This window comes from Sphingomonas sp. 22R3R2A-7, assembly GCF_036856055.1.
Classification (GTDB): domain Bacteria; phylum Pseudomonadota; class Alphaproteobacteria; order Sphingomonadales; family Sphingomonadaceae; genus Sphingomonas.
In genome coordinates, this window is record NZ_JASPFR010000001.1 from 506,913 (window position 1) to 532,950 (window position 26,038).

The 26,038-nt window shown below is 67.0% G+C and carries 19 protein-coding genes and 5 pseudogenes; 11 read left to right on the plus strand and 13 right to left on the minus strand.

Annotated features, from left to right (window positions below; genetic code table 11):
* The first annotated feature begins 84 nt into the window (after positions 1–84).
* Together QP165_RS02335 and QP165_RS02340 are read left to right on the plus strand one after the other, a co-directional pair.
* Positions 85–1,071, plus strand: a complete 987-nt coding sequence (locus QP165_RS02335; protein WP_333993558.1) for an SPFH domain-containing protein — start codon at positions 85–87, stop codon at positions 1,069–1,071.
* Positions 1,072–1,076: 5 nt separating this feature from the next.
* Positions 1,077–1,508 (plus strand): NfeD family protein, encoded by a 432-nt coding sequence (locus tag QP165_RS02340; RefSeq protein WP_333993560.1) that lies wholly within the window; start codon positions 1,077–1,079, stop codon positions 1,506–1,508.
* Between the two features lie 94 nt (positions 1,509–1,602).
* Here QP165_RS02340 and QP165_RS02345 read toward each other — a convergent pair whose 3' ends face one another.
* Positions 1,603–3,204: a phosphoenolpyruvate carboxykinase gene (locus QP165_RS02345; protein WP_443019349.1), complete on the minus strand. Its 1,602-nt coding sequence runs from the start codon at positions 3,202–3,204 to the stop codon at positions 1,603–1,605.
* 245 nt (positions 3,205–3,449) lie between these two features.
* Between QP165_RS02345 and QP165_RS02350 the strand changes: the two genes are divergently transcribed.
* From QP165_RS02350 to QP165_RS02380, 7 genes and pseudogenes are all read left to right on the plus strand, one after another.
* Entirely contained in the window at positions 3,450–4,157 is a 708-nt protein-coding gene (locus QP165_RS02350; RefSeq protein WP_056023338.1) for a response regulator transcription factor, read from the plus strand.
* 1 nt (position 4,158) lies between these two features.
* On the plus strand, positions 4,159–5,742 hold the full coding sequence (locus QP165_RS02355; protein WP_333993565.1) for a sensor histidine kinase: 1,584 nt from the start codon (positions 4,159–4,161) through the stop codon (positions 5,740–5,742).
* A gap of 12 nt (positions 5,743–5,754) precedes the next feature.
* Positions 5,755–6,186 (plus strand): HPr kinase/phosphorylase, encoded by a 432-nt coding sequence (locus QP165_RS02360; RefSeq protein ID WP_333993567.1) that lies wholly within the window; start codon positions 5,755–5,757, stop codon positions 6,184–6,186.
* Positions 6,187–6,221: 35 nt separating this feature from the next.
* Positions 6,222–7,104, plus strand: a pseudogene (rapZ, locus tag QP165_RS02365) (RNase adapter RapZ).
* 16 nt (positions 7,105–7,120) lie between these two features.
* Entirely contained in the window at positions 7,121–7,528 is a 408-nt protein-coding gene (locus QP165_RS02370) for a PTS sugar transporter subunit IIA (protein WP_056023348.1), read from the plus strand.
* Positions 7,525–7,797, plus strand: a complete 273-nt coding sequence (locus QP165_RS02375) for an HPr family phosphocarrier protein (protein ID WP_333993570.1) — start codon at positions 7,525–7,527, stop codon at positions 7,795–7,797. The genes QP165_RS02370 and QP165_RS02375 overlap by 4 nt, the downstream gene beginning before the upstream one ends.
* Positions 7,798–7,904: 107 nt before the next feature.
* Positions 7,905–8,702 (plus strand): TrmH family RNA methyltransferase, encoded by a 798-nt coding sequence (locus tag QP165_RS02380; protein WP_333993572.1) that lies wholly within the window; start codon positions 7,905–7,907, stop codon positions 8,700–8,702.
* 9 nt (positions 8,703–8,711) lie between these two features.
* Here the strand turns inward: QP165_RS02380 and rmuC are convergent, their stop codons facing one another.
* The 3 genes and pseudogenes from rmuC to recR form a co-directional block, all read right to left on the minus strand.
* Entirely contained in the window at positions 8,712–10,154 is a 1,443-nt protein-coding gene (rmuC, locus tag QP165_RS02385; RefSeq protein ID WP_333993574.1) for a DNA recombination protein RmuC, read from the minus strand.
* A 355-nt stretch (positions 10,155–10,509) separates the two neighbouring features.
* A pseudogene (def, locus tag QP165_RS02390) lies at positions 10,510–11,035 on the minus strand (peptide deformylase).
* Positions 11,036–11,066: 31 nt separating this feature from the next.
* The gene (gene recR / locus QP165_RS02395; protein WP_056023361.1) at positions 11,067–11,663 is read right to left on the minus strand and encodes a recombination mediator RecR; all 597 of its coding nucleotides are present in this window, start codon (positions 11,661–11,663) and stop codon (positions 11,067–11,069) included.
* Positions 11,664–11,716: 53 nt separating this feature from the next.
* On the opposite strand from recR, the pseudogene fmt reads away from it, so the two are divergent.
* Positions 11,717–12,630, plus strand: a pseudogene (gene fmt, locus QP165_RS02400) (methionyl-tRNA formyltransferase).
* Complete coding sequence (gene truA, locus QP165_RS02405) at positions 12,627–13,385, plus strand: tRNA pseudouridine(38-40) synthase TruA (protein ID WP_333993577.1); 759 nt, start codon at positions 12,627–12,629, stop codon at positions 13,383–13,385. Before fmt ends, truA begins: the two are co-directional and overlap by 4 nt.
* Before the next feature lie 72 nt (positions 13,386–13,457).
* On the opposite strand, the pseudogene QP165_RS02410 reads toward truA, so the two are convergent.
* The 9 genes and pseudogenes from QP165_RS02410 to QP165_RS02450 all read right to left on the minus strand — a co-directional run bounded on the left by QP165_RS02410 (position 13,458) and on the right by QP165_RS02450 (position 25,970).
* A pseudogene (locus QP165_RS02410) lies at positions 13,458–14,680 on the minus strand (class I SAM-dependent RNA methyltransferase).
* Complete coding sequence (locus tag QP165_RS02415) at positions 14,677–16,050, minus strand: NAD(P)H-hydrate dehydratase (RefSeq protein ID WP_333993579.1); 1,374 nt, start codon at positions 16,048–16,050, stop codon at positions 14,677–14,679. The pseudogene QP165_RS02410 and the gene QP165_RS02415 overlap by 4 nt, the downstream one beginning before the upstream one ends.
* The gene (locus tag QP165_RS02420) at positions 16,047–16,415 is read right to left on the minus strand and encodes a hypothetical protein (RefSeq protein ID WP_333993581.1); all 369 of its coding nucleotides are present in this window, start codon (positions 16,413–16,415) and stop codon (positions 16,047–16,049) included. The genes QP165_RS02415 and QP165_RS02420 overlap by 4 nt, the downstream gene beginning before the upstream one ends.
* A gap of 16 nt (positions 16,416–16,431) precedes the next feature.
* The gene (gene ilvD, locus QP165_RS02425; RefSeq protein WP_333993582.1) at positions 16,432–18,153 is read right to left on the minus strand and encodes a dihydroxy-acid dehydratase; all 1,722 of its coding nucleotides are present in this window, start codon (positions 18,151–18,153) and stop codon (positions 16,432–16,434) included.
* Between the two features lie 172 nt (positions 18,154–18,325).
* Positions 18,326–18,676, minus strand: a complete 351-nt coding sequence (locus tag QP165_RS02430) for a response regulator (RefSeq protein WP_056023383.1) — start codon at positions 18,674–18,676, stop codon at positions 18,326–18,328.
* 47 nt (positions 18,677–18,723) lie between these two features.
* Positions 18,724–21,108 (minus strand): annotated as a pseudogene (locus QP165_RS02435) (response regulator).
* Between the two features lie 58 nt (positions 21,109–21,166).
* The gene (locus QP165_RS02440) at positions 21,167–23,236 is read right to left on the minus strand and encodes a M13 family metallopeptidase (RefSeq protein WP_333993585.1); all 2,070 of its coding nucleotides are present in this window, start codon (positions 23,234–23,236) and stop codon (positions 21,167–21,169) included.
* Positions 23,237–23,330: 94 nt separating this feature from the next.
* Complete coding sequence (locus tag QP165_RS02445) at positions 23,331–25,409, minus strand: M13 family metallopeptidase (RefSeq protein WP_056023385.1); 2,079 nt, start codon at positions 25,407–25,409, stop codon at positions 23,331–23,333.
* Between the two features lie 75 nt (positions 25,410–25,484).
* Positions 25,485–25,970, minus strand: a complete 486-nt coding sequence (locus tag QP165_RS02450; RefSeq protein ID WP_056024292.1) for a DUF2062 domain-containing protein — start codon at positions 25,968–25,970, stop codon at positions 25,485–25,487.
* Positions 25,971–26,038 lie beyond the last annotated feature (68 nt).

A 26,038-nucleotide genomic window follows, 5' to 3' on the forward strand; every position in this document is an offset into this window, starting at 1 on the left:
ATGTAACCAAAGCCGACGCGTACGGCTAGGCCTCTCGTCGGTCGACGTGCTATAGCGGAGCGATACACGGATGGGGGAGTTACCATGGGCCTTGTGATAGCCGCGCTCGCAGTGGCGCTCGTGCTTTTCTACCTGATGACCAGCATCAAGATCGTCCGTCAGGGATATCAGTACACGATCGAGCATTTCGGACGCTTCACCGCGGTCGCCCGGCCCGGCTTCAACTTCTACCCTGCGTTCTTTTACCGCGTTGGCCGCAAGGTCAACATGATGGAACAGGTCATCGACATCCCCGGTCAGGAGATCATCACGAAGGACAATGCGATGATCTCGACGGATGGCGTCGTGTTCTTCCAGGTGCTCGACTCCGCAAAGGCGGCGTACGAGGTGTCGGACCTGTACCAGGCGCTTCTTCAGCTCACGACGACCAATCTCCGGACGGTGATGGGGTCGATGGACCTCGACGAGACCCTGTCGAAGCGCGACGAGATCAACGCGCGCCTGCTCAGCGTCGTCGACCACGCGACGACCCCCTGGGGCGTCAAGATCACGCGCGTCGAGATCAAGGACATCCGACCGCCGGCCGACATCGTCAACGCCATGGGCCGGCAGATGAAAGCCGAACGAGAGAAGCGCGCCAACATCCTCGACGCCGAGGGCTCACGCGCTTCCGAAATCCTTCGCGCCGAGGGACAGAAACAGGCGCGGATCCTCGAATCCGAGGGGCGCAAGGAGTCGGCGTTTCGCGATGCGGAAGCACGCGAGCGTGCCGCCGAAGCCGAAGCCGCTGCCACCCGCGCCGTCTCGCACGCGATCGAGGAAGGCGGGGCGCAGGCGATCAACTATTTCATCGCGCAGAAATATGTCGAGGCCATCGGCAAGTTCGCCACATCGCCGAACGCCAAGACCATATTGTTCCCCGTCGAAGCGACGCAGCTGATGGGCACGCTGGGTGGGATCGGCGAACTCGCCAAGGACGCGCTGCGCGACACGGCCAGTCCACCCCCAGCCAAACCGGCGCCGCGTGGTCCGTTTGAACTGTCGTCCTCAACCGAACCGCCCACGACCTGATGGGAATGATCGGTGCGGCTGGCGCGTGGCTGATTGCCGCGCTTGTGCTCGGGATCGCGGAGCTTGCCGCGCCCGGGATATTCTTCGTGTTCCTGGCAATCGCCGCAGCCGTGACCGGGGTTGCCCTTCTCGCGCTTCCGGAGTTGCCGATCGCCGTCCAGTTGGCGTCGTTCGCGGTCTGGAGCACCGTGACGGTCCTGATCGGCCGGCGGTGGTACCGCGATTATCCCGTCCCCGGTGCCGACCCGATGCTGAACGACCGGTCCGCCCGGATGGTGGGGCAGATCGTGATCGTCGAAACGGCGATCGTGGATGGACGCGGGCGGGTGTTGGTCGGCGATGGAAGCTGGCCGGCACGCGGGGACGACGCCGCGGCTGGGACACGTGTTCGGATTACGCGCGTCGCCGACGGCGTGGCGGACGTGACGCCAGTCTGACCCGACGTCACGTCCGGCGCATGCCCGGGGCGGGCGTGCAATTTGCAGCACCCCCGCCCCGAAGCAGACGACCGGTCAGGACAGATCCTACGCGTTATGCCGCTTCGCGAGTCTTGGGTGCAGCCTGCCGGACGCCCTCATCGACATGATCGGCGAACTGGGCGAAGTTCTCGACGAACAGGTCGACGAGCTTTGCCGCCGTCGCGTCGTAGGCATCCTTGTCAGTCCAGGTGGCGCGCGGGTCGAGGATCGCGTCGTCGACGCCCGGAACGCTGACCGGCACCTTGAACCCGAAGTTCGGATCGGTCCGGAATGTCGCGTCGTTCAGGCTGCCGTCGAGCGCCGCGTTGAGCAATGCCCGCGTGGCCTTGATCGGCATCCGGTTGCCGACGCCATATTTGCCACCCGTCCAGCCGGTGTTGACCAGCCAGCAGTCGACGCCACCCTTTGCGATCCGCTCCTTGAGCAGATTGCCGTACACCGAGGGATGGCGGGGCATGAACGGCGCGCCAAAGCACGTCGAGAATGTCGCATCGGGCTCGGTCACGCCGATCTCGGTTCCCGCCACGCGAGCCGTGTAGCCCGACAGGAAATGGTACATCGCCTGATCGGGCGTCAGCTTCGCGATTGGGGGCAGAACACCGTAGGCGTCCGCGGTCAGCATCACGATGTTGCGGGGGACCGGGCCCATATTCTCATCCGACGCATTCGGGATGAAGTCGATCGGATAGGCACCGCGACTGTTCTCGGCGAGCGTGTGGTCGTCGAGATCGAGCAGGCGCGTCGACGGGTCCATCACGACGTTCTCGAGCACCGTGCCGAACCGCTTCGTGGTCGCGAAAATCTCGGGCTCGGCGTCCGCGGAGAGGCGGATCATCTTCGCATAGCAGCCACCCTCGAAATTGAAGACGGCGGTATCCGACCAGCCATGCTCGTCATCGCCGATGAGGGTACGGCTCGCGTCGGCGGACAACGTCGTCTTGCCGGTACCCGACAGGCCGAAGAATACGGCGGTATCACCGTTCGGTCCCATGTTGGCCGAACAGTGCATCGGCATGACGCCGGTCGGCGGCAGCAGATAGTTGAGCAGTCCGAACACCGACTTCTTCATCTCGCCGGCATATTTGGTGCCCCCGATCAGGATGAGCTTGTCGGTGAAATTCACCGCGATCACGGTCTCGCTGCGGCAACCATGACGGGCCGGATCGGCGCGGAAGCTCGGCAGATCGACGATCGTATAATCGGCGACGAAGCCCTTGAGCGCGGCCTCTTCGGGGCGGACCAGCATCGTCCTGATGAAGAGGTTATGCCAAGCAAGCTCGGTGATCACGCGGACCTGGACGCGATGATCCGTCTGCGACCCACCGTACAGATCCTGGACGAACAGCTCCATGCGATCGGCGAGCGCTTTGAAGAAGTCGGCCTTGAGCGCCTCGAAATGCGCCGGCTCCATCGCCTTGTTGCTCTTGCCCCACCACACGGTGCTTTCCGTCTCGGCATCGCGGACGATGAACTTGTCCTGCGCCGAGCGTCCGGTATGGGCACCCGTCGTCACCACGAGCGGTCCATCGGCGGACAATGTGCCCTCGCCACGCTCGAGCGCGGCCTCGACGAGCTGGGCGGTAACGAGGTTCCAGTGCAGCTTCGCCGGGGTCTCGATCCCCTGTACTGCCAGCCCGCCATCGGGAATGCGCAAATCCGCCACGTCAACTCTCCATAAACTCTGCCGCATACGTATGTATGTGATTGAAAGTCGATGTATCCGGCGCCCCGGCACGGGTCAAACGGGGTAACCTACAATCTTACCATCGTCAGACATTTCATGACCCATATTGGCTCAAACGCGCGATGTTGTTGAGTGGCGCCCGACTTTGGCTTAGTCCGGTCCGCACGTGATGGATGCATGACGGATGCGAACGGCGATCGAATGACAGTTTTCCCATGACCGCGACGATCGCGTTGGTCGATGACGACCGGAACATCCTGACCTCGGTGTCGATCGCGCTGCAGACCGAGGGGTTCACGACGCGTATCTATTCCGACGGGGAAACGGCGCTGAAGGCGCTGACCGACAACCCGCCGGATCTCGCGATCTTCGATATCAAGATGCCGCGAATGGATGGGCTCGAACTGCTCCGTCGGCTCCGCGAGAAGAGCCAGATTCCCGTCATCTTCCTGACGAGCAAGGACGACGAGCTCGACGAGGCGCTGGGCCTCGCGATGGGTGCCGACGACTATATCGCCAAGCCCTTCTCGCAACGCCTGCTGATCGCGCGTATCCGTGCGATCCTGCGGCGCACCGAACTGACGCAGTCCCCGGGATCGGAAACCGAAGCGGAGACGGCGGGTCCGCTCGATCGTGGTCGTCTCAACATGGATCCGGCGCGACACCGGACGATGTGGAACGGGCTTCCCGTTACACTCACCGTGACCGAGTTCATGATCCTCGAAACGCTCGCGCAGCGGCCGGGGATCGTGAAGACCCGCAACCAGCTGATGGATGCGGCCTATCAGGACGACATCTACGTCGATGACCGGACGATCGACAGCCATATCAAACGCCTCCGCCGCAAGTTCCGACAGGTGGATCCGGAATTCGATGCGATCGAGACGCTCTATGGCGCCGGATACAGATTTTCAGACGATTAGCATGCCCGCCCCCGATCTGCACGACATCGACGATCTGCGCGAAAGTGAAGATGGCCGGGATCTGACGCTGCGCTGGTCGGGCCAGATCTCGCTCACCCGGCGGATATTGGCGGTCAACATCTTCGCGCTGCTGCTGTTGGCCGGCGGGTTCTTCTACCTTGATTCCTATCGCAGCCGGATCCTCGACAGCCGCGTGGCGCAAGCCGGTCGCGAGGCACGGCTGATCGGCGAGGCGCTCGCCGCGGTCGCGCCCGCCTTGCGTGACCCGCTGATCGTCCGGCTAGGCAATGATACCGGCTCGCGCATCCGACTCTACGACGCTGCCGGAAAGCCGATCGTGGACAGCCGCTTGCTCGGACTGCGCAATTTCGTGCTCCAGGATCCCGACAAGGAGGATTGGGGTCAGGACGTCGCGCGCTTCCTCGACGCGGTGATCGATATCGTCGTGATGGCGCCGCGAGCACCGCTCTACCGCGAGCGCGGCGCCGGCCAATCCTGGCCCGACGTCGACCGAGCACGCCGGCACCAGCGTATCTCGGCGACCGTGTGGCGTGCGCCGGACCGTACCCCCGTGATCACGGCATCCGCACCGCTGCCCCGCGGCGGCGTCGTCATGACGACGGTGAACGCCCGGGACATCACGCGGACCGTCCGGATCGAGCGTTTCCGCCTGAGCATGGTTCTGCTGCTCGTCTCGATCGTCTCCGTGCTGCTGTCGTTGTTCCTGGCACGGACGATCGTCCGGCCCTTGCGGCGGCTCGCGCGCGCCGCGGTGCGGGTCAGGCTGGGGCGAGCGCGCGAAGTCGTCGTGCCGCGACTCCCTTCTCGGCGCGACGAACTCGGCATGCTGGCGCGCGCGCTGTCCGACATGAGCCTGGCGCTCCGGGCACGGATCGATGCGACCGAGGCGTTTGCCGCTGACGTCACGCACGAGATGAAGAACCCGCTCGCTTCGCTGCGGTCTGCCGTCGAGGGTCTTTCGCGCGTGCGCGACCCGGCGTTGCAGGAACAGTTGATGGCGATCGTCCGCGATGACGTCCACCGGCTCGACCGGTTGATCTCGGACATCTCGGACGCCTCGCGTCTCGACGCGCAACTCAGCCGGGCAAAGTTCGAGCCAGTCGACATGGCGACGCTGATCGATGGCCTGCTCGCACAGCGCACCGCGCGGGGCGTCGAGCGGGATATCCGCATCCGGTTCGACCGCGGTACGGATGGCCCGTTTGTCATCCTCGGCGAGGGCGCGCGGCTCGAGCGCGTCATCGAGAATGTGATCGATAATGCCGTATCGTTCTCACCCGATGGCGGGCTGATCACCGTGTCGACGGTACGCGGGGCGCAACATCTCGTGATCCGGATCGAGGACGAGGGACCGGGCGTACCGGAGGACGCGCGTGACGCGATCTTCCGTCGCTTTCATTCCGTCCGACCGGAATCGGAGACCTTCGGCCGACATTCGGGACTGGGGCTAGCCATCGCCCGGACGATCGTCGAAGGCCATCAGGGCTCGATTACCGTCGAATCGCGGGAAGATCGCCTTGGTGGCGCACGCTTCGTCATCCGCATTCCCCTGAATGATAGTTGAGGAGCCTGCGCGATGGTCGAACTGTCATCGGACCGGCTGCATGCGACGGCGGTCGCGATCGGCGGCGTTGCCGTGCTGATCGAGGGGCCGTCGGGGTCGGGCAAGTCCGATCTCGCGCTGCGGCTGATCGACCGTGGCGCGGTGCTCATCAGCGACGACCAGACGCTGCTCATCCGCGCCGGTTCGCGGTTGCTGGCACGCCCGCCGCAGACGATCGCTGGCAAGCTGGAGATCCGCGGCGTCGGCATCCTGTCTTTGCCGAATGTCGCCGACATACCCGTTGCGATGCTCGTCAGGCTGCAGGACCAGGTTCAGCGCATGCCCGATCGGAGAATCCGACGGATCGCCGGGATCGACGTACCCGAAGTTGCGATCGAGCCGTTCCATAGCTCTGCACCGATCAAGATCGAATTCGCCCTGCGCAACGGAGTTGCACTCGCTTGACGACACACCACAAACCTATCCTGCTTCTGACCGGCATGTCCGGCGCAGGAAAGTCCACCGTGCTGAAGACGCTGGAGGACCTTGGCTGGGAAATCGTCGACAATCTGCCGTTGCTGTTGCTCGATCGATTGCTCGATACCCCGCCCCCGCACAACGCGCTCGACGATGGCAAGCAGCCTCTCGCGATCGGTATCGGCGCCCGCACGCGCGACTTCGACTCGCAGCGGATCATCAGCCGCATCCGCGATCTGCGTGACGAACATGGGCTGGAGATCAGCACGCTGTTTCTCGATTGCGCGAGCACGGAACTCGAGCGACGCTATTCCGAGACGCGACGTCGCCATCCGCTTGCGCTCGATCGCCCCGCCGGTGACGGCATCGCGCGCGAACGCGAACTGCTGCGACCATTGCGCGACTGGGCAAACCGGCTGATCGACACGACGACACTGTCCGCCAACGAACTTGCACAACAGATCTCGCGCGGAATTTGCGCGCGGTGAACGCGGTACGCCGACGCTGTCGATCCAGTCGTTCGGGTTCTCGCGGGGCCTGCCTCGCAACGCGGACATGGTGTTCGACATGCGTTTTCTGCGCAATCCGCATTGGGTCCACAGCCTGCGTCCTGGCACCGGACTGGACGGTAACGTCGCCGCCTATATCGCAACTGACCCCGCCTATGAGGCCGCCCTCTCGCGGATCGAGGATCTGCTGCTCCTGCTGCTCCCGCGCTACAAGGCGGAGGGCAAATCCTATGTCAGCGTCGCGATCGGATGTACCGGAGGGAGACATCGCTCGGTTCATGTCGCCGAACGGATCGCCGGACGGTTGCGCGTCGAGGGTTTTTCGCCCACGGTCATCCATCGCGACCTGGGGGCCGCGCCGCAGGACTCGCTCGAAGGACTACCGGTCGGCACATGAGTATGAAGCGTCTGATATGATCGGCCTAGTTTTGGTGACCCATGGGCGGCTCGCCGAAGAATTCGTCACCGCGATGATTCACGTCGTCGGACCACAGGAACGCGTCGCGACAATCGCGATCGGGCCTGACGATGATATGGAGGAACGCCGCGCGGATATCGCCGCGGCGATCGCCGACGTCGATACGGGCCGCGGCGTCATCGTGCTGACCGACCTGTTCGGCGGCACGCCGTCCAACCTGGCAATCTCGCTGATGGAACGCGGCCGCGTCGAGGTGATCGCCGGGATGAACCTGCCGATGCTGATCCGGCTCGGGTCGGCGCGCAAGGCGATGACCGTGGTCGCCGCCGTCGCGGCCGCGCGCGAGGCGGGTCGCAAATATATCTCGGTTGCGTCCGAGGTTCTCGGCGAGGCCGCGGCGTGAGCGTCGCACGGACCGTCCTGATCACCAACCGCCGTGGCCTCCACGCCCGCGCCAGCGCGAAGTTCGTCACGCTCGCCTCGTCGCAGAGTTGCGACGTCCAGGTCGAGAAGGACGGATCGGGCAGCGTCACGGGCACCTCGATCATGGGCCTGATGATGCTCGGTGCCGCGATGGGCGATCTGATCACGATATCGGCGAACGGAGACGGCGCCGACGAAGCCGTCACCCGGCTGGCCGAACTGGTCGAGGCAAAGTTCGGCGAGGACTGATCCGCGGCGAGCCAGCCCGCTGCACGGCTTGCCGGAGCGCGTACGGACGGGCATGAGCGGCGCGTGCCCATAGACTTCTCTCCTCCCGCGCGCTGGACGCCTGACAGATGCCCCGCGAAATCACCGCGTTCTCCAACCCGCTGATCAAATATGTCCGCGATCTGCGCGACAAACGGCATCGGCGGGCGGCGAAACAGTTCCTGGCGGAGGGATTGCGCATCCTGACCGAGGCGCGCGAGACGGGGCGGCTGCCCCGGACGCTGTTCTACGCCGCGGCGAGCGCGAACCATCCACTGGTCCATGCGCTGTCGATGGACGTCGAGGAGGCGGGTGGCAAGTCGATCCAGACGACGCCGGATATCCTCTCCAAACTGTCGGGCAAGGATAACCCGCAAGCGGTCGTCGGGGTATTCGACGAGTTCGATACGACGCTGGAGCAACTCGACCGGGAGTCCGCCGGGATCTGGCTGGTTGCCGAGCGGTTGCGCGATCCGGGTAATCTCGGGACGATCCTGCGGACCGGCGATGCGGTCGGCGCGGGTGGGCTGATCCTGATCGGCGAGTCGGTCGATCCGTTTTCGGTCGAGGCGGTTCGCGCGAGCATGGGCGCGCTGTTCACGATTCCCGTGGTCAAGACCGAATGGGCCCCCTTCCAGTCCTGGCTCCGCAGCGGACCCGGGCAGCTGGTCGGCCTAAGCCTCGATACCGACACCGACTACCGCGCCGCGCGGTACGCCGCGCCGACGTTCCTGCTGACCGGGAACGAGGCGCAGGGCATGCCCCCCGAGATGGCGGAAGGGTGCGACACGCTGGTCAAGATTCCGATGCTGGGCAAGGCCGACAGCCTGAACGCTGCGGTTGCGACCGCCGTCATGGCGTATGAGGTCCTTGCCCAACAGCGTTAATATAGCGCCTTAACTTTCCGGCTTTTCGATCAGCGCCGGCCCCTCCCCCAACGCCAGCGCATCGACCGACGACACGTCCTCGAGATCGCGGGCACCGGTCTCGATATTGAGGTCGCGGAACTTGCGGCCCGTGACCATCAGGCGTCCGTTGAACGAGTTGGTGAAGCCGTTGAAGTTCTTCACCGCGCTATTCAATCCGACCCCGACCTTGCGGAGATCGTCGGCGACCTTGGCGAGACGGTCGTGCATCTCCTTGCCGAGTTCGCCGATCTTGCGCGCCTCGTTGGCGAGCTTTTCCTGACGCCAGACCGCTGCGACCGTCCGAGCGATCGCGATCAGGTTGGTAGGAGTTGCCAGCAACACCCTCTTTTCAAACGCGAAGTCCCACAGGGTCGGGTCATGCTCGAGCGCCGCCGACAGGAAATGCTCGCCGGGCACGAACATGATCACATAGTCCGGCGTGTCCGCGAACTGGCTCCAATACGCCTTGTTGCCGAGACCGTTGACGTGTGCGCGCATCGACGCGGCGTGTGCCGCCAGACCGATCAGCCGCTCGGCATCGTCGACCGCGCCGAACGCATCCTGATAGGCGTTAAGCGAGACCTTGGCGTCGATCACCAGGGCCCGCCCGCCGGGGACGCGGATGATCGCGTCGGGGCGGAGCCGCGCACCGTCGTCGCCGACCGCGACCGAGACCTCGGTCTGGAAATCGGTGTGCTCGCTGAGCCCGCAGGTCTCGAGCACGTTCTTGAGTTGTTGCTCACCCCAGCGGCCGCGCGACTTGGGCGCGTTGCGGAGCGAGTTGACGAGCTTGGCGGCCTCGGTCGAGACCTTTTCCTGGCCGAGCCGCATCTGCTCGATCTGCCCCTTGAGATCGCCGAACGCATCACGACGGTCCGCCTCGACCTTGGCGACGCCTTCCTCATAGCGCTGAAGGCGATCACTGACCGGCTGGAGCATCGACTTGAGGTTCTGGCCCGCGCTTTCCTCCGACTGGCGGAAGCGCGCGTCGGCGCGGTCGAGAAACGTCTTCTGCGCGTCGTTGAGCAGCTTGTTGGCGACATCGCCGAACTGCGCGGCCATGACGTCCTTGGCCTCGCGCAGTTCGACCAGACGCGCCTCGAACGCCTCGCTGCGCGCATGTTCGGTCGCCAGTTCGGTCCGCGCCGCATCGCGGTCCGCGCGGATCGTCAGCAGATCGCTGCGAAGGCGATCCGCCTCGCCTGCGCGTTCGGCGCTCTGCGCGCGGAGCGTGGCGAGATCCTGCAGCGCGGCGTTGCGTTCACGCTCGACCGCATCGCGCGCGGTGCGAATAAGGTCGGCATCGGCCGCCTTGGTCTGCGCGACGGCAAGGTCGCTGGCGAGCGTGGCGGCGCGGCGTGCCGCGAGCAGCCAGCCGAGCAGCAGCCCGGCAGCCGCCGCAAGCACGGCGACGATCACGAGTTCGGTCATGAATCGATCCACAAGTTGAAGAGGCATACGCGCCGGCACCGGTGCCCGCCCTGGTCGTCATGATCGATACACGACGACGCGGCAGTGACGGTCTGGCCTGGCATACCGGGAACATAGGTCGAACACGCCGTGTAGGACAGCAGTATTTTTCCACTGCCTGCCCCGCGCTCTAGCAGCGCTTCTCCGCATTCGAGGCAAAAAACGTAGCGTGGCCACGCCCCGCAGGGCCAACGCTGGCGGTGCTGCGATGGACCGCGCCCGGTCTTGGCCGGGGCGGCGAGCAGTCATTCAGAATCACGCCTAAGTGCGACGCGGGGCGCGTCGGGCGCCCAACAACCGCATCACCGCAAGCAGGTCAGCCGAGCTTGCGCGCCTTTGCCAGCTTCTTGAGGACCATGTCGCGCTTGAGACGGCTGATATGGTCGATGAAAAGGACGCCGTCGAGATGATCGATCTCGTGTTGCATGCAGGTCGAGAGCAGGCCGTCGAGATCCTCCTCATGCGCTGCACCGGTCTCGTCGAGCCACTTGACGCGGCACCGCGCAGGCCGCGCGACCTCGGCATATTGATCCGGGATCGAGAGGCAGCCTTCGTTGTACGTCGATACCTCGTCGCTGACCGACAGGATCTCGGCGTTGATATACGCCTTGGGATTCTTGATCGGCTTTTCGTCCTCGCCCTGCTCATCCTGCAGGTCGATGACGAGGACACGCTTCTGGACGCCGACCTGCGTCGCGGCGAGCCCGATGCCGTTAAAGTCGTACATCGTCTCGATCATGTCGGCGACGAGCGTGCGGATCGAGATCGTCGACCGTCTCCACTGGCTCGGCGACGAGACGCAGGCGGGGATCGGGGACTTCGAGAACGGTCATGACGGTCATACCGCGCAGCTAGGTTTTGCGCCGGGTGCCGTCAAGCCATCGGACGTCGCGCACGAAGCGCCTGCGCCAGCGTGCCCTCGTCGAGATAGTCGAGTTCGCCCCCCACTGGGAGCCCGTGGGCAAGCTGCGTGACGCGGATCGGAAAGCGTTCGATCCGCTCGGCGATGTAGTGTGCGGTTGTCTGCCCCTCGAGCGTCGCGTTCATCGCGAGCACGACCTCGTCGACGCCCCCCGCCTCGATCCGGCGGACGAGGCTGTCGATGCTGAGATCCTCCGGGCGGATGCCCTCCAGCGCGGACAGGCGCCCGCCCAGGACATGGAAGCGTCCGGGGAAAAGCCGCGAGCGATCGAGCGCCCAGAGGTCGGCGACCTCCTCGACGACGCAGAGCGCGCGCTGGTCGCGGCGCGGGTCGGCGCATATCCCGCACGGGTTGGTCGTATCGACATTCCCGCAGACAGTGCAGTTCTGGAGCCGTTCGTCGACCGCGGTCAGCGCCTCGCGCAAGGGGCCGAGCGCGGCGTCGCGCTTCTTGAGCAGGTGCAGCACGGCGCGACGCGCGGATCGCGGGCCTAGGCCGGGAAGCCGGGCCAGCGCCTGCGTCAACGCCTCGATCTCTGGGGATGCCATCGGGAACAGATAGGGGGTTGCAAGCCTCCCCGCCAGCGTGTTCGAGGGGGAGCATGCGGATCATCTTCATGGGAACGCCCGAGTTCGCGCGCGACATCCTCGACGCGCTGCTGGTGGCATCGGAACACGACGTCGTCGCGGTCTACAGCCAGCCCCCCGCGCGGGCGGGCGGCGCGGGCGCGAGCTGGTCCCCTCCGCGGTGCAGGTCCGCGCCGAGGCGGCGGGCATTCCCGTCTTCACGCCGACCAGCCTGCGGACGGCGGAGGCGCAGGCCGTGTTCGCCGCGCACGATGCCGACGTCGCGGTGGTCGCAGCCTATGGCCTGATCCTGCCGCAAGTCATTCTGGACGCACCAAAACATGGATGCCTGAACGTCCATGGGTCGCTGTTGCCGCAGTGGCGCGGCGCGGCGCCGGTGCAGCGCGCTATCCTGGCCGGCGACAGCGAGACGGGCGTCGGGATCATGCAGATGGAAGCCGGTCTCGACACCGGGCCGGTCCGGCTGGAGGCGCGGACGCCGATCGTCGGGAAGACGACGGGCGACCTCACGCGCGAACTTGCCGCGATGGGCGGGCGACTGATGCTCGAGGTGCTTGGCGATCTCGACGCGCACCCGGCGCGCGTACAGCCCGACGCGGGCGTCACCTACGCGGCCAAGATCGACAAGGCCGAGGCGCGGATCGATTTCACGAAACACGCGGCCGAGGTCGAGCGGCTGATCCGCGCGATGAACCCGGCACCGGGGGCGTGGTTCGAGTACAAGGGCGAGCGCGTGAAGGTGCTGGCCGCCGACGTGCTGCCCTTCACCTTCCCGGGCAGCGAGGGGATGACGGTCAATGGCGAGCTGACGATCGCATGCGGCGACGGCGCGATCCGGCCGACGATCGTCCAGCGCGCGGGGCGCGGCGTGACGTCGGCGACGGAACTGATCCGCGGCTTCGCGATCCCCTCGGGTACGCAGCTTTGACGCGGTTCGCGCTGACGGTGGAATTCGACGGGCGGCCGTTCATGGGGTGGCAGCGGCAGAAGCACGGGCCGAGTGTCCAGGCGGCGCTCGAGGCGGCCGTGCTGAAGATGACCGGCGAGACCGCGTCAGTGCAGGCGGCGGGTCGGACCGATGCCGGCGTCCACGGAATGGCGATGCGCGCGCATGTCGACATCGCGAAGCCCGTCGCGGCGTTCCGGCTGATGGAGGCGCTGAACGCGCTGGTGCGGCCCGCGCCGGTGTCGGTGCTGGAGTGCGAGGTCGTCGACGACGACTGGCATGCGCGGTTTTCGTGCATCGGGCGGTCGTACGAGTACCGAATCGTCAACCGCCGCTCGCCGCTGACGTTCGAGGCGGGGCTGGCGTGGCAGGTGCCGCAGCCGCTCGATGCGGACGCGATGGCGGCGGCGGCGGCCGCGCTGGTCGGGCGGCATGATTTCACGACGTTTCGCTCGGCGCATTGCCAGGCGGACAGCCCGGTGCGGACGCTCGACCGGCTCGAGGTGGTGCGCGACGGCGAGCGGCTGTTCATCCACGCGGCGGCGCGGTCGTTCCTGCATCACCAGGTGCGGTCGATGGTCGGGTGCCTCGCGCTGGTGGGCATGGGACGCTGGGCGGTCGACGATGTGGCGAAGGCGCTGGCGGCGAGGGATCGGGCGATGCTGGGGCTGAATGCACCGCCCGACGGGTTGTACTTCGTGACGGCCGTGTATCCGCCGCCGTCATCGCGGACCTGATCCGGGACCCTGGGTCACGCAGCGCTGCTCCCGTTACCCTAAGTCCCGACTTTCATCCGGATGACGCGGGCGTCAGGACGGCTGAGCGTCGCGGACGAACTTTGCTGCGAGTTCGACATGCGTCGACCAGCGAAACTGGCCGACCGGCTGGATCCAGTCGATCCGCCACCCCGCCGTGCACAGGTCCTTCGCGTCACGCGCGAAGCTCGCCGGGTTGCACGACACGTACATGATGACGGGCGTCTTGGACTCGGCAAGCGCCGCCATCTGCTCGCGCGCGCCCGACCGCGGCGGGTCGATGACGACCGCGTCGAACCGGTCGAGCTCGGCGGTCGTCAGCGGGCGGCGGTACAGGTCGCGGTGCTCGGGATAGACCGGACGCTGCAACCGGTGCGCGGCCGCTTTCAGCGACGATAGCGCATCGCGTGCGCCCTCGGCGGCATAGACCTTGGCGGGGATCGCGAGCGTGAAGGTGCCGAGCCCCGCGAACAGGTCGGCGACCGTGGCGGGCTTGCCGATCGCCTCGAGCACGGCATTGGTCAGCGCAGCCTCGCCATCGGGAGTCGCCTGAAGGAACGACGCGGGCGGCAGCGGCACGGGGACGCCGCCGAGCGTGATCGTGACCGCGTCGGGCTCCCAGCGTGTCTCGGGCCCAAGGCCGTCGTCGAACGCGACACGCGCGACTTTGTGCGTCTCGCAGAACCGGGTGAGCGCTTCGGCGGCGGCGAGGCCTTCGGGCGCGAAGCCGGTGATGAGGATATCCGCGCCCTGGTCGGCGAGCGTCAGGTGGATGTCGGCGCGGCGGCGGAAGTTGAGCCGCCTGAGCAGCTGGCGGAGCGGCTCGACGAGTGCGAACAAGCGCGGATCGAGGATCCAGCATTCCTTGATGTCGACGATCGTGTGCGCCTTCTCGGCAGTAAAGCCGAGCGTGATCCTGCCCCCTTGGCCTCGGCATGAAGCGTTGCGCGGCGGCGACTGCGTTCGGGCGAGACGTGCGGCGTGCGCAGCGGGGCCGACAGCCCCTGCCCGTCGAGCGCGGAGGCGATCCGGTCGGTGACGAACTCGGCATAGCTCTGGTCGTCGAGATGCTGAAGCTGGCAGCCGCCGCAGGTCGGGAAATGGACGCAGGGCGGCGTCTGGTGGTGGACCCCGTGCGTCACCGTGCCATCGGGTGCGAGCGTGTCGCCGGGCGCGGTCAGCGCGGCATGGCGGCCGTCCGCGGTGATGCCGTCCCCGCGCGCGGCAACGCGGATGATGAGGTCGGGGGCGATGTCGGGCGTGATGTCGGAGGTCATGCCGACGCTCTGGCCGACCGGAGCGCATCCGCCAAGTCATCGGCGATAAATGCCGGTCCCGACCGGCGTGCAGCATTGCCATGCAACCACACCCCGGCACAGGCGGCGGCGAACGGATCGAGCCGTGCCGCCATCATCGCGGCGATCGCGCCGGCGAGCACGTCGCCCGTCCCCGCAGTCGAGAGCCAGTCGCTCGCACCGTGCGCGATCCGGACGCGGCCGTCAGGCGCGGCAACGACGGTGTCCGCGCCCTTGAAAACGACGACCGCGTCCGCGCGGACCGCGGCATCGCGCGCGCGCGTGATCTTGTCCGCATCGGATCCGCCGAAGAGCGCGTCGAACTCGCCCGCATGCGGCGTCAGGATGACGGGAAGCCCGAGTGCCGCGATCCGCTCGGGGTCGAGCAGGCGGAGCGCGTCGCCGTCGATGACGAGCGGGTGGCCTGCAGCGAGCGCCGCGTCGAGCCTGGCGCGCGCGCGATCGTCGCGGCCGAGCCCCGGGCCGATGACGACCGCGCCGATCCGGTCATTGGCGAGCGCGGCGTCGGTCAGTGGCGCGCGGACGAGCGCGTGCGGCGCGCCTGTGGTGTCGCCGAGCAGCGTCACATAGCCGGCGCCCGCGCGCATCGCGGCGTGGGCCGCCAGTTCCGCTGCGCCCGGCATGCCACCCGCGACGACCGCCACCATGCCGCGCGTATATTTGTGACAATCGGGGCCCGGCGCCGCGAGCACGGGCGGTGCGAGGACCGCGGCCTGGCTGGTGACCGGGACGCCGATGTCGAGCAGGCGGATCGTCCCGCAATAGCGCGCGGCGGGCTGGAGCAAATGCGCGGGCTTCACCGCACCGAGCGCGAGCGTGAGATCGAAGACGGGGGGCGTGCTGAGCGCGGTGCCCGTGTCGGTGGCGAGGCCGCTCGGCAGGTCGATCGCGATGCTGAGACCCGCGGCGTCGGCCAACACGCGAAGCTGCGCCGCCGCGACATCCAGCGGACGCGTCAGGCCGGTACCGAACAGCGCGTCGACGAGCACGGGGGCGGGTCTGGCATCGGCGAGTGTTTCGACGGGGCCGCACCACCCTGCTCTTGCCGCCTTCGCCGCATCGGTCCGGGGCTCGGACAGCGCCGCGACGCGGACCGTTGCGCCCAGGTCCGCGAGCACGCGCGCGGCGACATAGCCGTCGCCGCCATTGTTGCCGGGGCCGCACAGGATGAGAATGGCGTTCGCCCCCGCGAGGCGACGGACCGCGTGCGCGATGCGCGTGCCCGCACGGTCCATCAGCGTGTCGACCGAGACGCCGGTTGCGATCACCGCCTCCTCGGCCGCGCGCATCTCGGCAGCGGTCAGGACGGGCTGGCCCTCGATCGGAATCATGAGCCGGTCGCCCCCGCGCGGACCGTTGCCGGGAGACGGTAGCGCTCGGTACCCAGCGCGACATCGATGCTCCCCGCCCCGGGCACCGTGACACGCGCCTGCTCGGCCCCGTCGGCGGCGACGACACCGCGGCCGTCCGCCGTGACGCGCAACCGGCGAAACCCGCCACCGGGGTGACGGATGGTCAGGACGATGCCGTCAGGCCCCGCAGCCTGTTCAATCGTGCAATCGGCCACGAGCGCGGCGTTGCCCTTAGCACACGGGATATGCATCGCCGCCTGCGCGTCGTCGCGACGCTGCGCCGTCTCCGAAGCGCCCGGCTGCTCCTGCCCGCAAGATGCGAGCGGGAGCGAAAGAACAGCCACAAAATACTGCGATCGTTTAGATATCCGCGTAGACATGGGTTTCGGCTGCGGCTCCGGGGTGCGTGACCGCACCCTTGTACGCCGGACCGACGGTCTTGGCATAGCGCCAGAGTGCGCCAGAACCATAATCGGTCGGGCGCGGGACCCAGGCGGCACGACGCGCGGCCATCACGTCCTCGGGAACGTCGAGGTCGATCGTCCCCGCCTCCGCATCGATATGGATGATGTCGCCGTCCTCGACGAGCGCGATCGGGCCGCCATCGGCCGCCTCGGGGCCGACATGACCGATGCAGAACCCGCGAGTCCCGCCCGAAAAGCGCCCGTCGGTGATCAGCGCGACGCTCTCGCCCATGCCGAGACCGTAGAGCGCCGCGGTGGTCGACAGCATCTCGCGCATACCAGGGCCGCCCTTGGGCCCTTCGTAGCGGATGACGATGACCTCGCCCTCGTTGATCTCGCGGGCCTCGACCGCGGCGAACGTATCCTCCTCGCAGTCGAACACGCGCGCAGGGCCCGAGAACTGGAGGCGGTGCATCCCCGCGACCTTCACGATCGCACCATCGGGGGCGAGACTGCCGCGCAGGCCGACGACGCCACCCGTCGGGGTCAGCGGGGTGTTGATGTCGTAGATGACCTTCTGGTCGGGATTCCACGTCACCTGATCGATATTCTCGCCGAGCGTCTTGCCCGTGACCGTCATGCAACTGCCATCGAGAAAGCCGCCGCTGAGCATCGTCTTCATGAGCATGTAGACGCCGCCGGCCTCGTACATGTCCTTCGCGACATATTTGCCGCCGGGTTTGAGGTCGGCGATGTACGGGGTCGTCTTGAAGATCTCGGCGACGTCGAACAGGTCGAACTCGATCCCGGCTTCGGATGCCATCGCGGGCAGATGCAGCGCGGCGTTGGTCGAGCCACCCGTTGCGGCGACGACGCGCGCGGCGTTGATGAACGCCTCACGCGTGCAGATGTCGCGCGGGCGGATATTGTCCGCCAGACATTCCATGACCTGCGCACCCGCGGCCACCGCGATCTGTTCACGCGTCGTGTACGGTGCGGGCACCATGTTGCTGTTTGGAATGGATAAACCGATCGCCTCTGCGACGCAGGCCATCGTGTTGGCGGTATACTGGCCGCCGCACGCACCGTGACCGGGGCAGGCGACCTTCTCGAGCGCGTGGACTTCGGACAGCGGGCACGCACCCGCCGCATATTTGCCGACGATCTCGAACACGTCGACGACGGTGACGTCGCGCTCCTGATAGCGGCCGGGCAGGATCGAGCCGCCATAGACGAACACCGACGGGATGTTGAGGCGGAGCATCGCCATCATCATGCCGGGCAGCGACTTGTCGCAGCCGGCGAAACCGACGAGCGCGTCGTAGCAATGGCCGCGGACCGACAGCTCGACCGAGTCGGCGATGACTTCGCGGCTGACGAGGCTCGCCTTCATCCCCTGATGGCCCATCGCGATGCCGTCGGTGACGGTGATCGTGTTGAAGCGGCGCGGCATGCCGCCACCCTGGATCACGCCCGCCTGTGCGGCATCGGCCTGCGCGTCGAGCGTGGTGTTGCAGGGTGCGGAGTTGTTGCCGGCGGACGCGAGTGCGACGAACGGCCGGGCGATGTCCTCCTCGGGAATCCCCATCGCATAGTAATAACTGCGGTGCGGGGCGCGTTCGGGACCAACGGAGACGTGACGGCTCGGCAGGCGCGATTTATCGAATGTACGGGTCATGGCGACCGCCTATGTCGCGGGAAGGGGCATTCGCGCAAGAGAGTTGCGTCGATTTTTGACGCGAGCACGCAAAACTGTCCCGCCCTCGCAGAACGCAGCGGGGCTCATTCGCGCGAAACACGGGTCACGGTAGTATTAACTCTGGGTCCTGACTTTCGTCAGGATGACGGCGTCACAGTGCCTCGAGGGCCTTTGCCACGCCGTCCATCGTGAAGGGCTTCTGCAGGCGGGGGCGGTCGCGGAATTCGGGGGCGACGCCGTCGTCACCGCCGCCGGTGGCGAAGACGAACGGCACGCCCTGCGCCGCGAGCGCCTCGGCAACCGCGGTGCTCTTTTCCCCACCGCGCAAATTGACGTCGAGGATCGCGCCGTCGACGCCGCCCTGCGCGATTCGCGACAGGGCATCGGCGACCGTGTCGACCGACCCGGCCACCGCCTTGTCCAAGACCTCTAGAAAATCCTCGAGCATCATGGCGATCAAGGGTTCATCCTCGACGATGAGGATTTGCTGGGGAACGTTCATCGCACCGCCTTAGGCGGGATTGTTACAGTCTGCCAACACCTTGTTGCTTAACGTCCGGCAAGTACGTCGCGCGCCGCCTCGGCGAGCTGCTGCACGGAGAACGGCTTGGGGAGAAATTCGACATTGTCGAGGTCGATCGACTTGCGAAGCTGTTCCTCGGCATAGCCCGACATGAAGACGATCGGCAGGTCGGGATATTTCTCGCGCGCGTGGCGGACCATCGTCGGTCCGTCCATCGTCGGCATGACGACGTCGGTGATGAGCAGGTCGGGACGGCCGTTGCGCGCCATCACCTCGAGCGCGATCTCGCCATTCTCCGCCGTCAGCACACTGTACCCCTGCCGCGTGAGCGCACGCTCGGCGACCGCACGGACCATGTCCTCGTCCTCGACCAGCAGGATCGTCCCCGTGCCCCAGAGATCCGCGGGCTTGGCGGCGGGTTTGGGGAGCGTGAGCCGCGGCGCGGCAGGCGCGGCATGGACGGGCAGGAAGATGCTGAACGTTGCCCCCTGCCCCGGCTTCGATTCGGCGAAGATATACCCGCCAGACTGTTTGACGATACCGTACACCGTCGAGAGCCCGAGCCCGGTTCCCTTGCCGAACTCCTTGGTCGTGAAGAACGGCTCGAAGATCTTGGGCAATACGTCTGGCGGGATGCCGGCGCCGGTGTCCTGGACGATCAGCGCGGTATAGTCGGCGATCGGCAGGATGTCGGATGCCATCTGGCGGACCTCGGTCGAGGATACGCCGCGCGTGGTGATCGTGAGCGTCCCGCCGCCGCGGGGGTTGGCGGACAGGATCGCGTCGCGCGCGTTGACCGCGAGATTGACGACGACCTGTTCGAGCTGCCCCGGATCGGCGCGCACCGGTCCCAGATTGCGCCCGTGCATCATGTCGAGACGGACGGTCTCGCCCATCAGGCGCTTGAGCAAGTTGGAGACTTCGGAGACGACATCGGGAAGCTGGAGGATCTGCGGGCGCAGCGTCTGCTGACGGCTGAACGCGAGCAGCTGGCGCGTGAGCCCGGCCGCGCGATCTCGAATTGGTGCGGATCTGCTGGATGTCGTCATAATCGCTGTCGCCGGGCGAATGGCGCATCAGCATCAGGTCACAGTGCCCGATGATCGCGGTCAGGATGTTGTTGAAATCATGCGCGACACCGCCCGCCAGCTGGCCGACCGCCTGCATCTTGGTCGCCTGTGCAACCTCGCGCTTGAGACGCGATTCCTCCGAATTGTCCTTGAGGCTGAGCAGGACCGCGGCGTCGCCGAGCCCGCGCGCGCCGGCGATGGTGAGCGCGACGGGTTCGTCGGGGTGATCCTTGAGGCGAACCGCCATGTCGGTCGAATGCGTGACCCCGCCCGCGAACCGGCGGATCGCGTCGGCGACCGCGGCCTTGTCCTCGCGCACGACCAGATCGCCCGGATAGAGCGGCGGGACCGTGCCGTTGATGCCCGCGGCGCGCAGGAACGAGTCGTTCATCTGGATGAAGCGGCCGTCGCGGTCGACCAGCGCCATGCCAAACGGCATCAGGCTGACGAGATTGCTGACATGCGCCGACGCGCTGGCGCCGATCGCGGGAGCGTTCTCCTCCTCGTCGAGCAGCATGACGAGGACGGGGGCGTCGTCGCCCTCGATGAACGGGACCTGCAGGACGCGCAGCGGCGTGCCGATCAGCCCCTCATGCGCGAACCGGACGAGCCCCCGGCTATCGGTGACGAGGAACCGCGCGAAGTCCTTGCCCTCGATCAGGTCCTGCCCGTCGCCGAGCGCGCGCGCGCGGAGCACGCGATTGGTCGCGCGGATCCGGCCGTCCGCGGTGATGAGCGCGACCATGATCCCGCTGCTGCCGAGGCGATCACCGGTCGGCCCCGCGATCAGCCGCTCGACGGTCTGCGCAAGGTCGTATTCGGGCGCGGTCAGGAACCGCCAGACGAGCATGTCGGCCTCGTCGCCCGCGCGCGTGACCTCGGCCGACACGCGCAGGCCGTTGGCGACGAGCCGTTCGGCGATCGCGCGACCGTCGCGCCACGCGGTGCGGCCCGCGTCACCGAGCGCGGCGACGCCCGCGTCGTCGAGCGGCAGCCCGGGGGTGTCGGGAACCCGGCGAACAGCGCGTCATAGGCGTCGTTGGCGCAGACCAAGCGGCCGGCACGGTCGGTCACCGCGACCGCGTCGCTGCTCGCCTGCGCGATCGCCCGGGTGAAGTCCCAGTCGATCGCGCGCGGGTCGCTGCGGCGTTCGGGCGACAGCGCGTGCCACGCCCAAATCGCGCCGACGACGAGGATCGCCGCGCCGAGAAATCCTGCCGCGACCAGCATGTTGCCGATCAGGAACAGCACGAGCCCGGCCGCCCCCAGACCGACGATACCGGCGATCAGCCCCGCCGTACGAAGCGGCGATACGGGGGTGTTGAGCGGAAGCGAAACCATGCGCGGGTCTTCCGCCGTTCCGGGGTTCAGCGTCAAGCGCGATGTCCGCTCCCGCGCGTCACCAGATGCGGACCCGCTGATCCGGCGTCAGGTACAGCTTCTGCCCAGGCTTGGGCTGATAGGCCGCGTACCACGGGTCGAGATTGCGGACGACCGCGGCGCGCTGCTGCGAGGGCGAGTGCGGATCGGTAAGCAGCCGCTGGCGCAGATTGGCCTCGCGGTAGTTGCGCCGCCAGACCTGCGCCCAGCCGAGATAGAAACGCTGGTCCGCGCTGAACCCGCCGATGGCGGGCGGCGTCCGGCCGCCGAGCGACGTCATATACGCATCGTGCGCGACCGTCAGCCCGGCGAGATCGGCGATGTTCTCGCCCATCGTCAGCTGGCCCTTCACATGCAGTCCGGGAAGCGGCTCATACGCGTCATATTGCGCGCCGAGCTTGCCCGTCAGCGCGGTGAAGCGCGCGACGTCCTGCGGCGTCCACCAGTCGGTCAGCTGTCCCTTCGAATCATATTTCGAGCCCTGATCGTCGAAATGATGGCTCAGTTCGTGACCGATCACCGCGCCGATGCCGCCATAATTGACCGCCGGATCCGCCTTGGGATCGAAGAAGGGCGGCTGGAGGATCGCGGCGGGGAAGACGATCTCGACCATGCCGAAATTGGCATAGGCGTTGACCGTCATCGGCGTCATGCCCCATTCCCAGCGCTGGAGCGGCTTGCCGAGCTTGGCGACGTTGTCGCGGTGCTGCCACTCGTTCGCACGCCAGGCGTTGCCGAACGCGTCGCCCGCGGTGATCGTCAGCGACGAATAATCCTTCCAGCGGCTCGGATAGCCGATCTTGGGGGTGAACGCGGCGAGCTTGGCATGCGCCTTGACCTTGGTCTCGGGCGCCATCCAGTCGAGCTTGTCGATCCGTGCGTCCATCGCGGCGATGACGTTGCGGACCAGGCTGTCCGCGGCCGCCTTGGTCTCGGGCGGGAAGTATTTCGCGACGTAGATCTTGCTGACCTCGTCGTCGAGCGCACCGCTGGTGAACTGTACGCCGCGCTTCCACCGCGCCTCCTGCTCGGGCGTGCCGCCGAGGACGGTGCCGTAGAATGCGAACTGCTCGGCATCGAACGCCTTCGGCAGCACATCGGCATAATTGTCGAGCGAGCGCAGGATCAGCAGGTCCTTGAGGACGCCGATCGGCGCGGATGCGACGAGCTTGGCGATGCCGGTGATCGCGGAGGGCTGCGCGACGATGACGGTCGGGACGGGCGTGCCGATGCCCTTGAAATAGCCGGCGAAGTCGAAGCCGGGCGCCTTGGCGGCAAGATCGGCGACGGTCATCTTGTTGTAGGTCTTGGTCGCATCGCGGCTGTCGACGCGCGTCCAGCTGACCCTGGCGATCTCGGTCTCGAACGCGAGCAGCGCCGCGGCGCGCGCCTGTGCATCAGGTTCACCGGCGAGCGTCAGCATCTTGGCGATATGCGCCTGGTACGCGGCACGCGCCTCGACGAGCTTGGCGTCGGTGCTGAGGTAATAATCGCGGTCGGGCATGCCGAGCCCCGACTGGCCGAGCGACAGCGCGTACTGCTCAGGGCTCTTGTCGTCCTGCCCGACGCCGCTACCGAACGGCCCGCCGATCCCGGCGCGGTCCGCCTCGGCGAGCAAGGCGGGATAGCCTGCCCGGTCCTTGAGCGCGGCGATCCGGCCGAGCCATGGACGGATCGGCGCGAGCCCCTTCGCCTCGATCGCACCGGTGTCGAGGAACGTCGCATAGGCGCGCCCGATCTTGGACTGCGGATCCTTCGCAGCCGTGTCGAGGATACCGCGCGTGCGCGACTCCGACAGGTCGGACAGCAGATTGAACGAGCCGTAGTTCGACTTGTCCGCCGGGATCGGCGTCGCCTTCGCCCAGCCGCCATTGGCATAGGCATAGAAATCGTCGCCCGGCGCGACCGTCCGGTCCATGCCCTGCTCGTCGAAGCCGAACGCCCCGAAGGTGGGGCCCGCCTTTGCCGCAGGCTCGGCTGGAGCAGGCTCGGCTGCGGCGGGTGCGGCGGTGGTGGATTGCGAAAGCGCGGCGGTGACGCCGGTGAGCGCGGACGCGGCCAGCAGGCCGGCGACGAGAACGGTCTTCATCATTGTCTCCAGACTTCGTCGTCGTGACGAAGCGGGTCAGGGGCGGCGTCGAGCCCCGGCATCACGGGGCTCGACGCAGGGGTCGGTGCGTCAGTTACCAGACGCGGATGCGGTCGGCGGGTGCGAGGTAATAGGCCTGGCCCGGCTTGACGTCGAACGCGGCATACCAGGGGTCGAGGTTGCGCACGACATAGCTGCGCCACGCGCTGGGGGTGTGCGGATCGGTGGTCAGCTGCTGGCGGATCGACGCTTCGCGCGCCTTGTTCTGCCAGACCTGCCCGAAGCCCATGAAGAAGCGCTGGTCGCCGGTATAGCCGTCGAGAACCGGCGCGGGCTTGCCTGCGAGCGAGATCTTGTAGGCGTCATACGCGACGGTCACACCCGCGAGATCGGCCATGTTCTCGCCGAGCGTCAGCTCGCCGTTCACCTTCGCGCCCGCGATCGGCTCATAGGCGCCGTACTGCGCGACGACCTTGTCGGTGTATGCCTTGAAGCGCGTCACGTCCTGCGGCGTCCACCATTCGGCGAAATTGCCCTTCGGGTCGAACTTGCGGCCCTGATCGTCGAAATGATGGCTCAGCTCATGCCCGATCACCGCGCCGATGCCGCCATAATTGACCGCGGGATCGGCGTTCGGATCGAAGAAGGGCGGCTGCAGGATCGCGGCGGGGAAGACCACCTCGTTCATCACCGGATTGGCATAGGCGTTGACCGTCTGCGGCGTCATGAACCATTCGCTGCGATCGACCGGCTTGCCGATCTTGGCGAGCTGCCGATCATATTCGAACGCGGTCGCACGGTCGGCATTGCCGAGCACGTCGCCCGCCACGACCTTGAGCGAGGTGTAATCGCGGAACTTGTCCGGATAGCCGATCTTGGGCGTGAACGCCGCGAGTTTTGCGCGCGCCTTGACCTTGGTCTCGGGCGCCATCCATTCGAGCTTCGACAGGCGGATGTCCATCGCCGCGATCAGGTTCCGGACGAGCTCGTCGGCCTTCGCCTTGGCCTCGGGCGGGAAGTATTTCTCGACATAGACCTGGCCGACCGCCTCGCCGAGGCTGCCGTTGACGAGGTCGACGCCGCGCTTCCAGCGCTCCTTGAGCTGCGGCGTGCCCGACAGGACGGTGCCGTTGAACGCGAAGTTGGCATTGACGAACGGCGACGACAGCAACGGTGCCGACTTCGCGATCGTGTGGAAGGCGAGATATTCCTTCCAGGTCGCGATCGGCGTCGCCGCGACGATCTTCGCGGTGCCCGCCAGCGCCGAGGGCTGGCCGACAATCACGCGCGACTGGCTGCCGAGCCCCTGTGCGTCGAGCATCGTCTTCCAGTCGAAGCCGGGCATCTTGGTCGCGAGCGCCGCGACCATCTCGGGGTTGTAGCCCTTCTCGACCTGACGCTGTTCGGCGCGCGTCCAGTGGACCTGCGCGATCGCCTTTTCGAGATCGAAGATGCGCTTGGCGGCGCCGGCCGGATCGGGCTGGCCGGCAAGACGCATCATCGTCGCGACATAGTCCTGATATTTCGCGCGCGTCTCGACGAACTTGGGGTTGTCGACGAGGTAATAGTCGCGGTCGGGCAGACCGAGACCGCCCTGCCCCAGATACACCGCATAGACGGTGTTGTCCTTGAGGTCCTGCTGCACGCCGGCACCGATCGGGACGTCCATGCCGTTGCGCGTCGCGTCGCCGAACGCGCGCGCGAGATCGGTCTGCGTCCTGATCGCGGCGATCTTGGCGAGATAGGGCTTGAGCGGCGCTGCGCCCTTCGCCTCGATCGCCGGCGCGTCCATGAAACTGGCATAGGTGGTGCCGATCTTGTCGCGCACGCTGCCCGGCGCATTCTGCGTCTTGGCGGCCTCGTCGATGACGGCGCGCGTGCGCGTGTCGGACAGGTCGCGCAGGATCGCGAAGCCGCCCCAGCTCGAGCGGTCCGCCGGGATCTCGGTCCGCTCCATCCACTTGCCGTTGACGAAACGGTAGAAATCATTGCCCGGCAGGACCGACTTGTCCATCGCGGTGGTGTCGACCCCGAAGTCGCCGAGCTTGGGCTTGCCGGCCGGTGCAGCCGTCGCGCCCGGACCGGTCGCGGTCGGTGCGGGACCCTGGCTCTGGGCGAACCCGATCGTCGAAACGGAGGCAAGCAGAAGGGCAGCGAAAATCGGCGTGCGCATCGGTGATCCTTGAATAGATAAGGCCTGAAACTGGGCGTGTTGTACGCCGATAATACGCCTCGTCAATTCGGGATTCTAGGCGTTCCTGCCGACATGGCGATGACGCCATTTACGCGCGATCCACAGCCGCCAGCCGAGCGCGCTGAGCGCATACCCGCCGATCGAAGCGACGATCGTGATGACCAGCAGGCCCAGCGCGGTGGCCGGCCCGGCCTGCATCAGCCACGGGATCCAGTCTGCCTGCGCCGCGGCCTCGGCAACGGGCTGGCCGGGGACGTGCGCGTCGATCCGCAGCAGCCAGGATCCGATCCAGTAGGCCGCGATCCACAGCGGCGGTGTCGTCAGGGGATTGGTGATGAACGTCGTCAGCGCCGCGGTCGGCACATTGGCCCGGAACGGCAGCGCGAACAACGCGGCGACGGGGGTCTGTGCAACCGGGATGAGGATGCCTGCGACCATCCCGAGCGCGACGCCGCGCGGTACCGAACGCCGCGTGAAACGCCACAATTCGGGCGCGAGCACGCGGTGCGCGACGGGACGGAGCAGCCGGTTGCGCTCCATCGATCTCGCGGGTCGGCAGATTACGATGCGACCACGCCGCGAGGCGTCCGAAGATACCGACCGGCGTC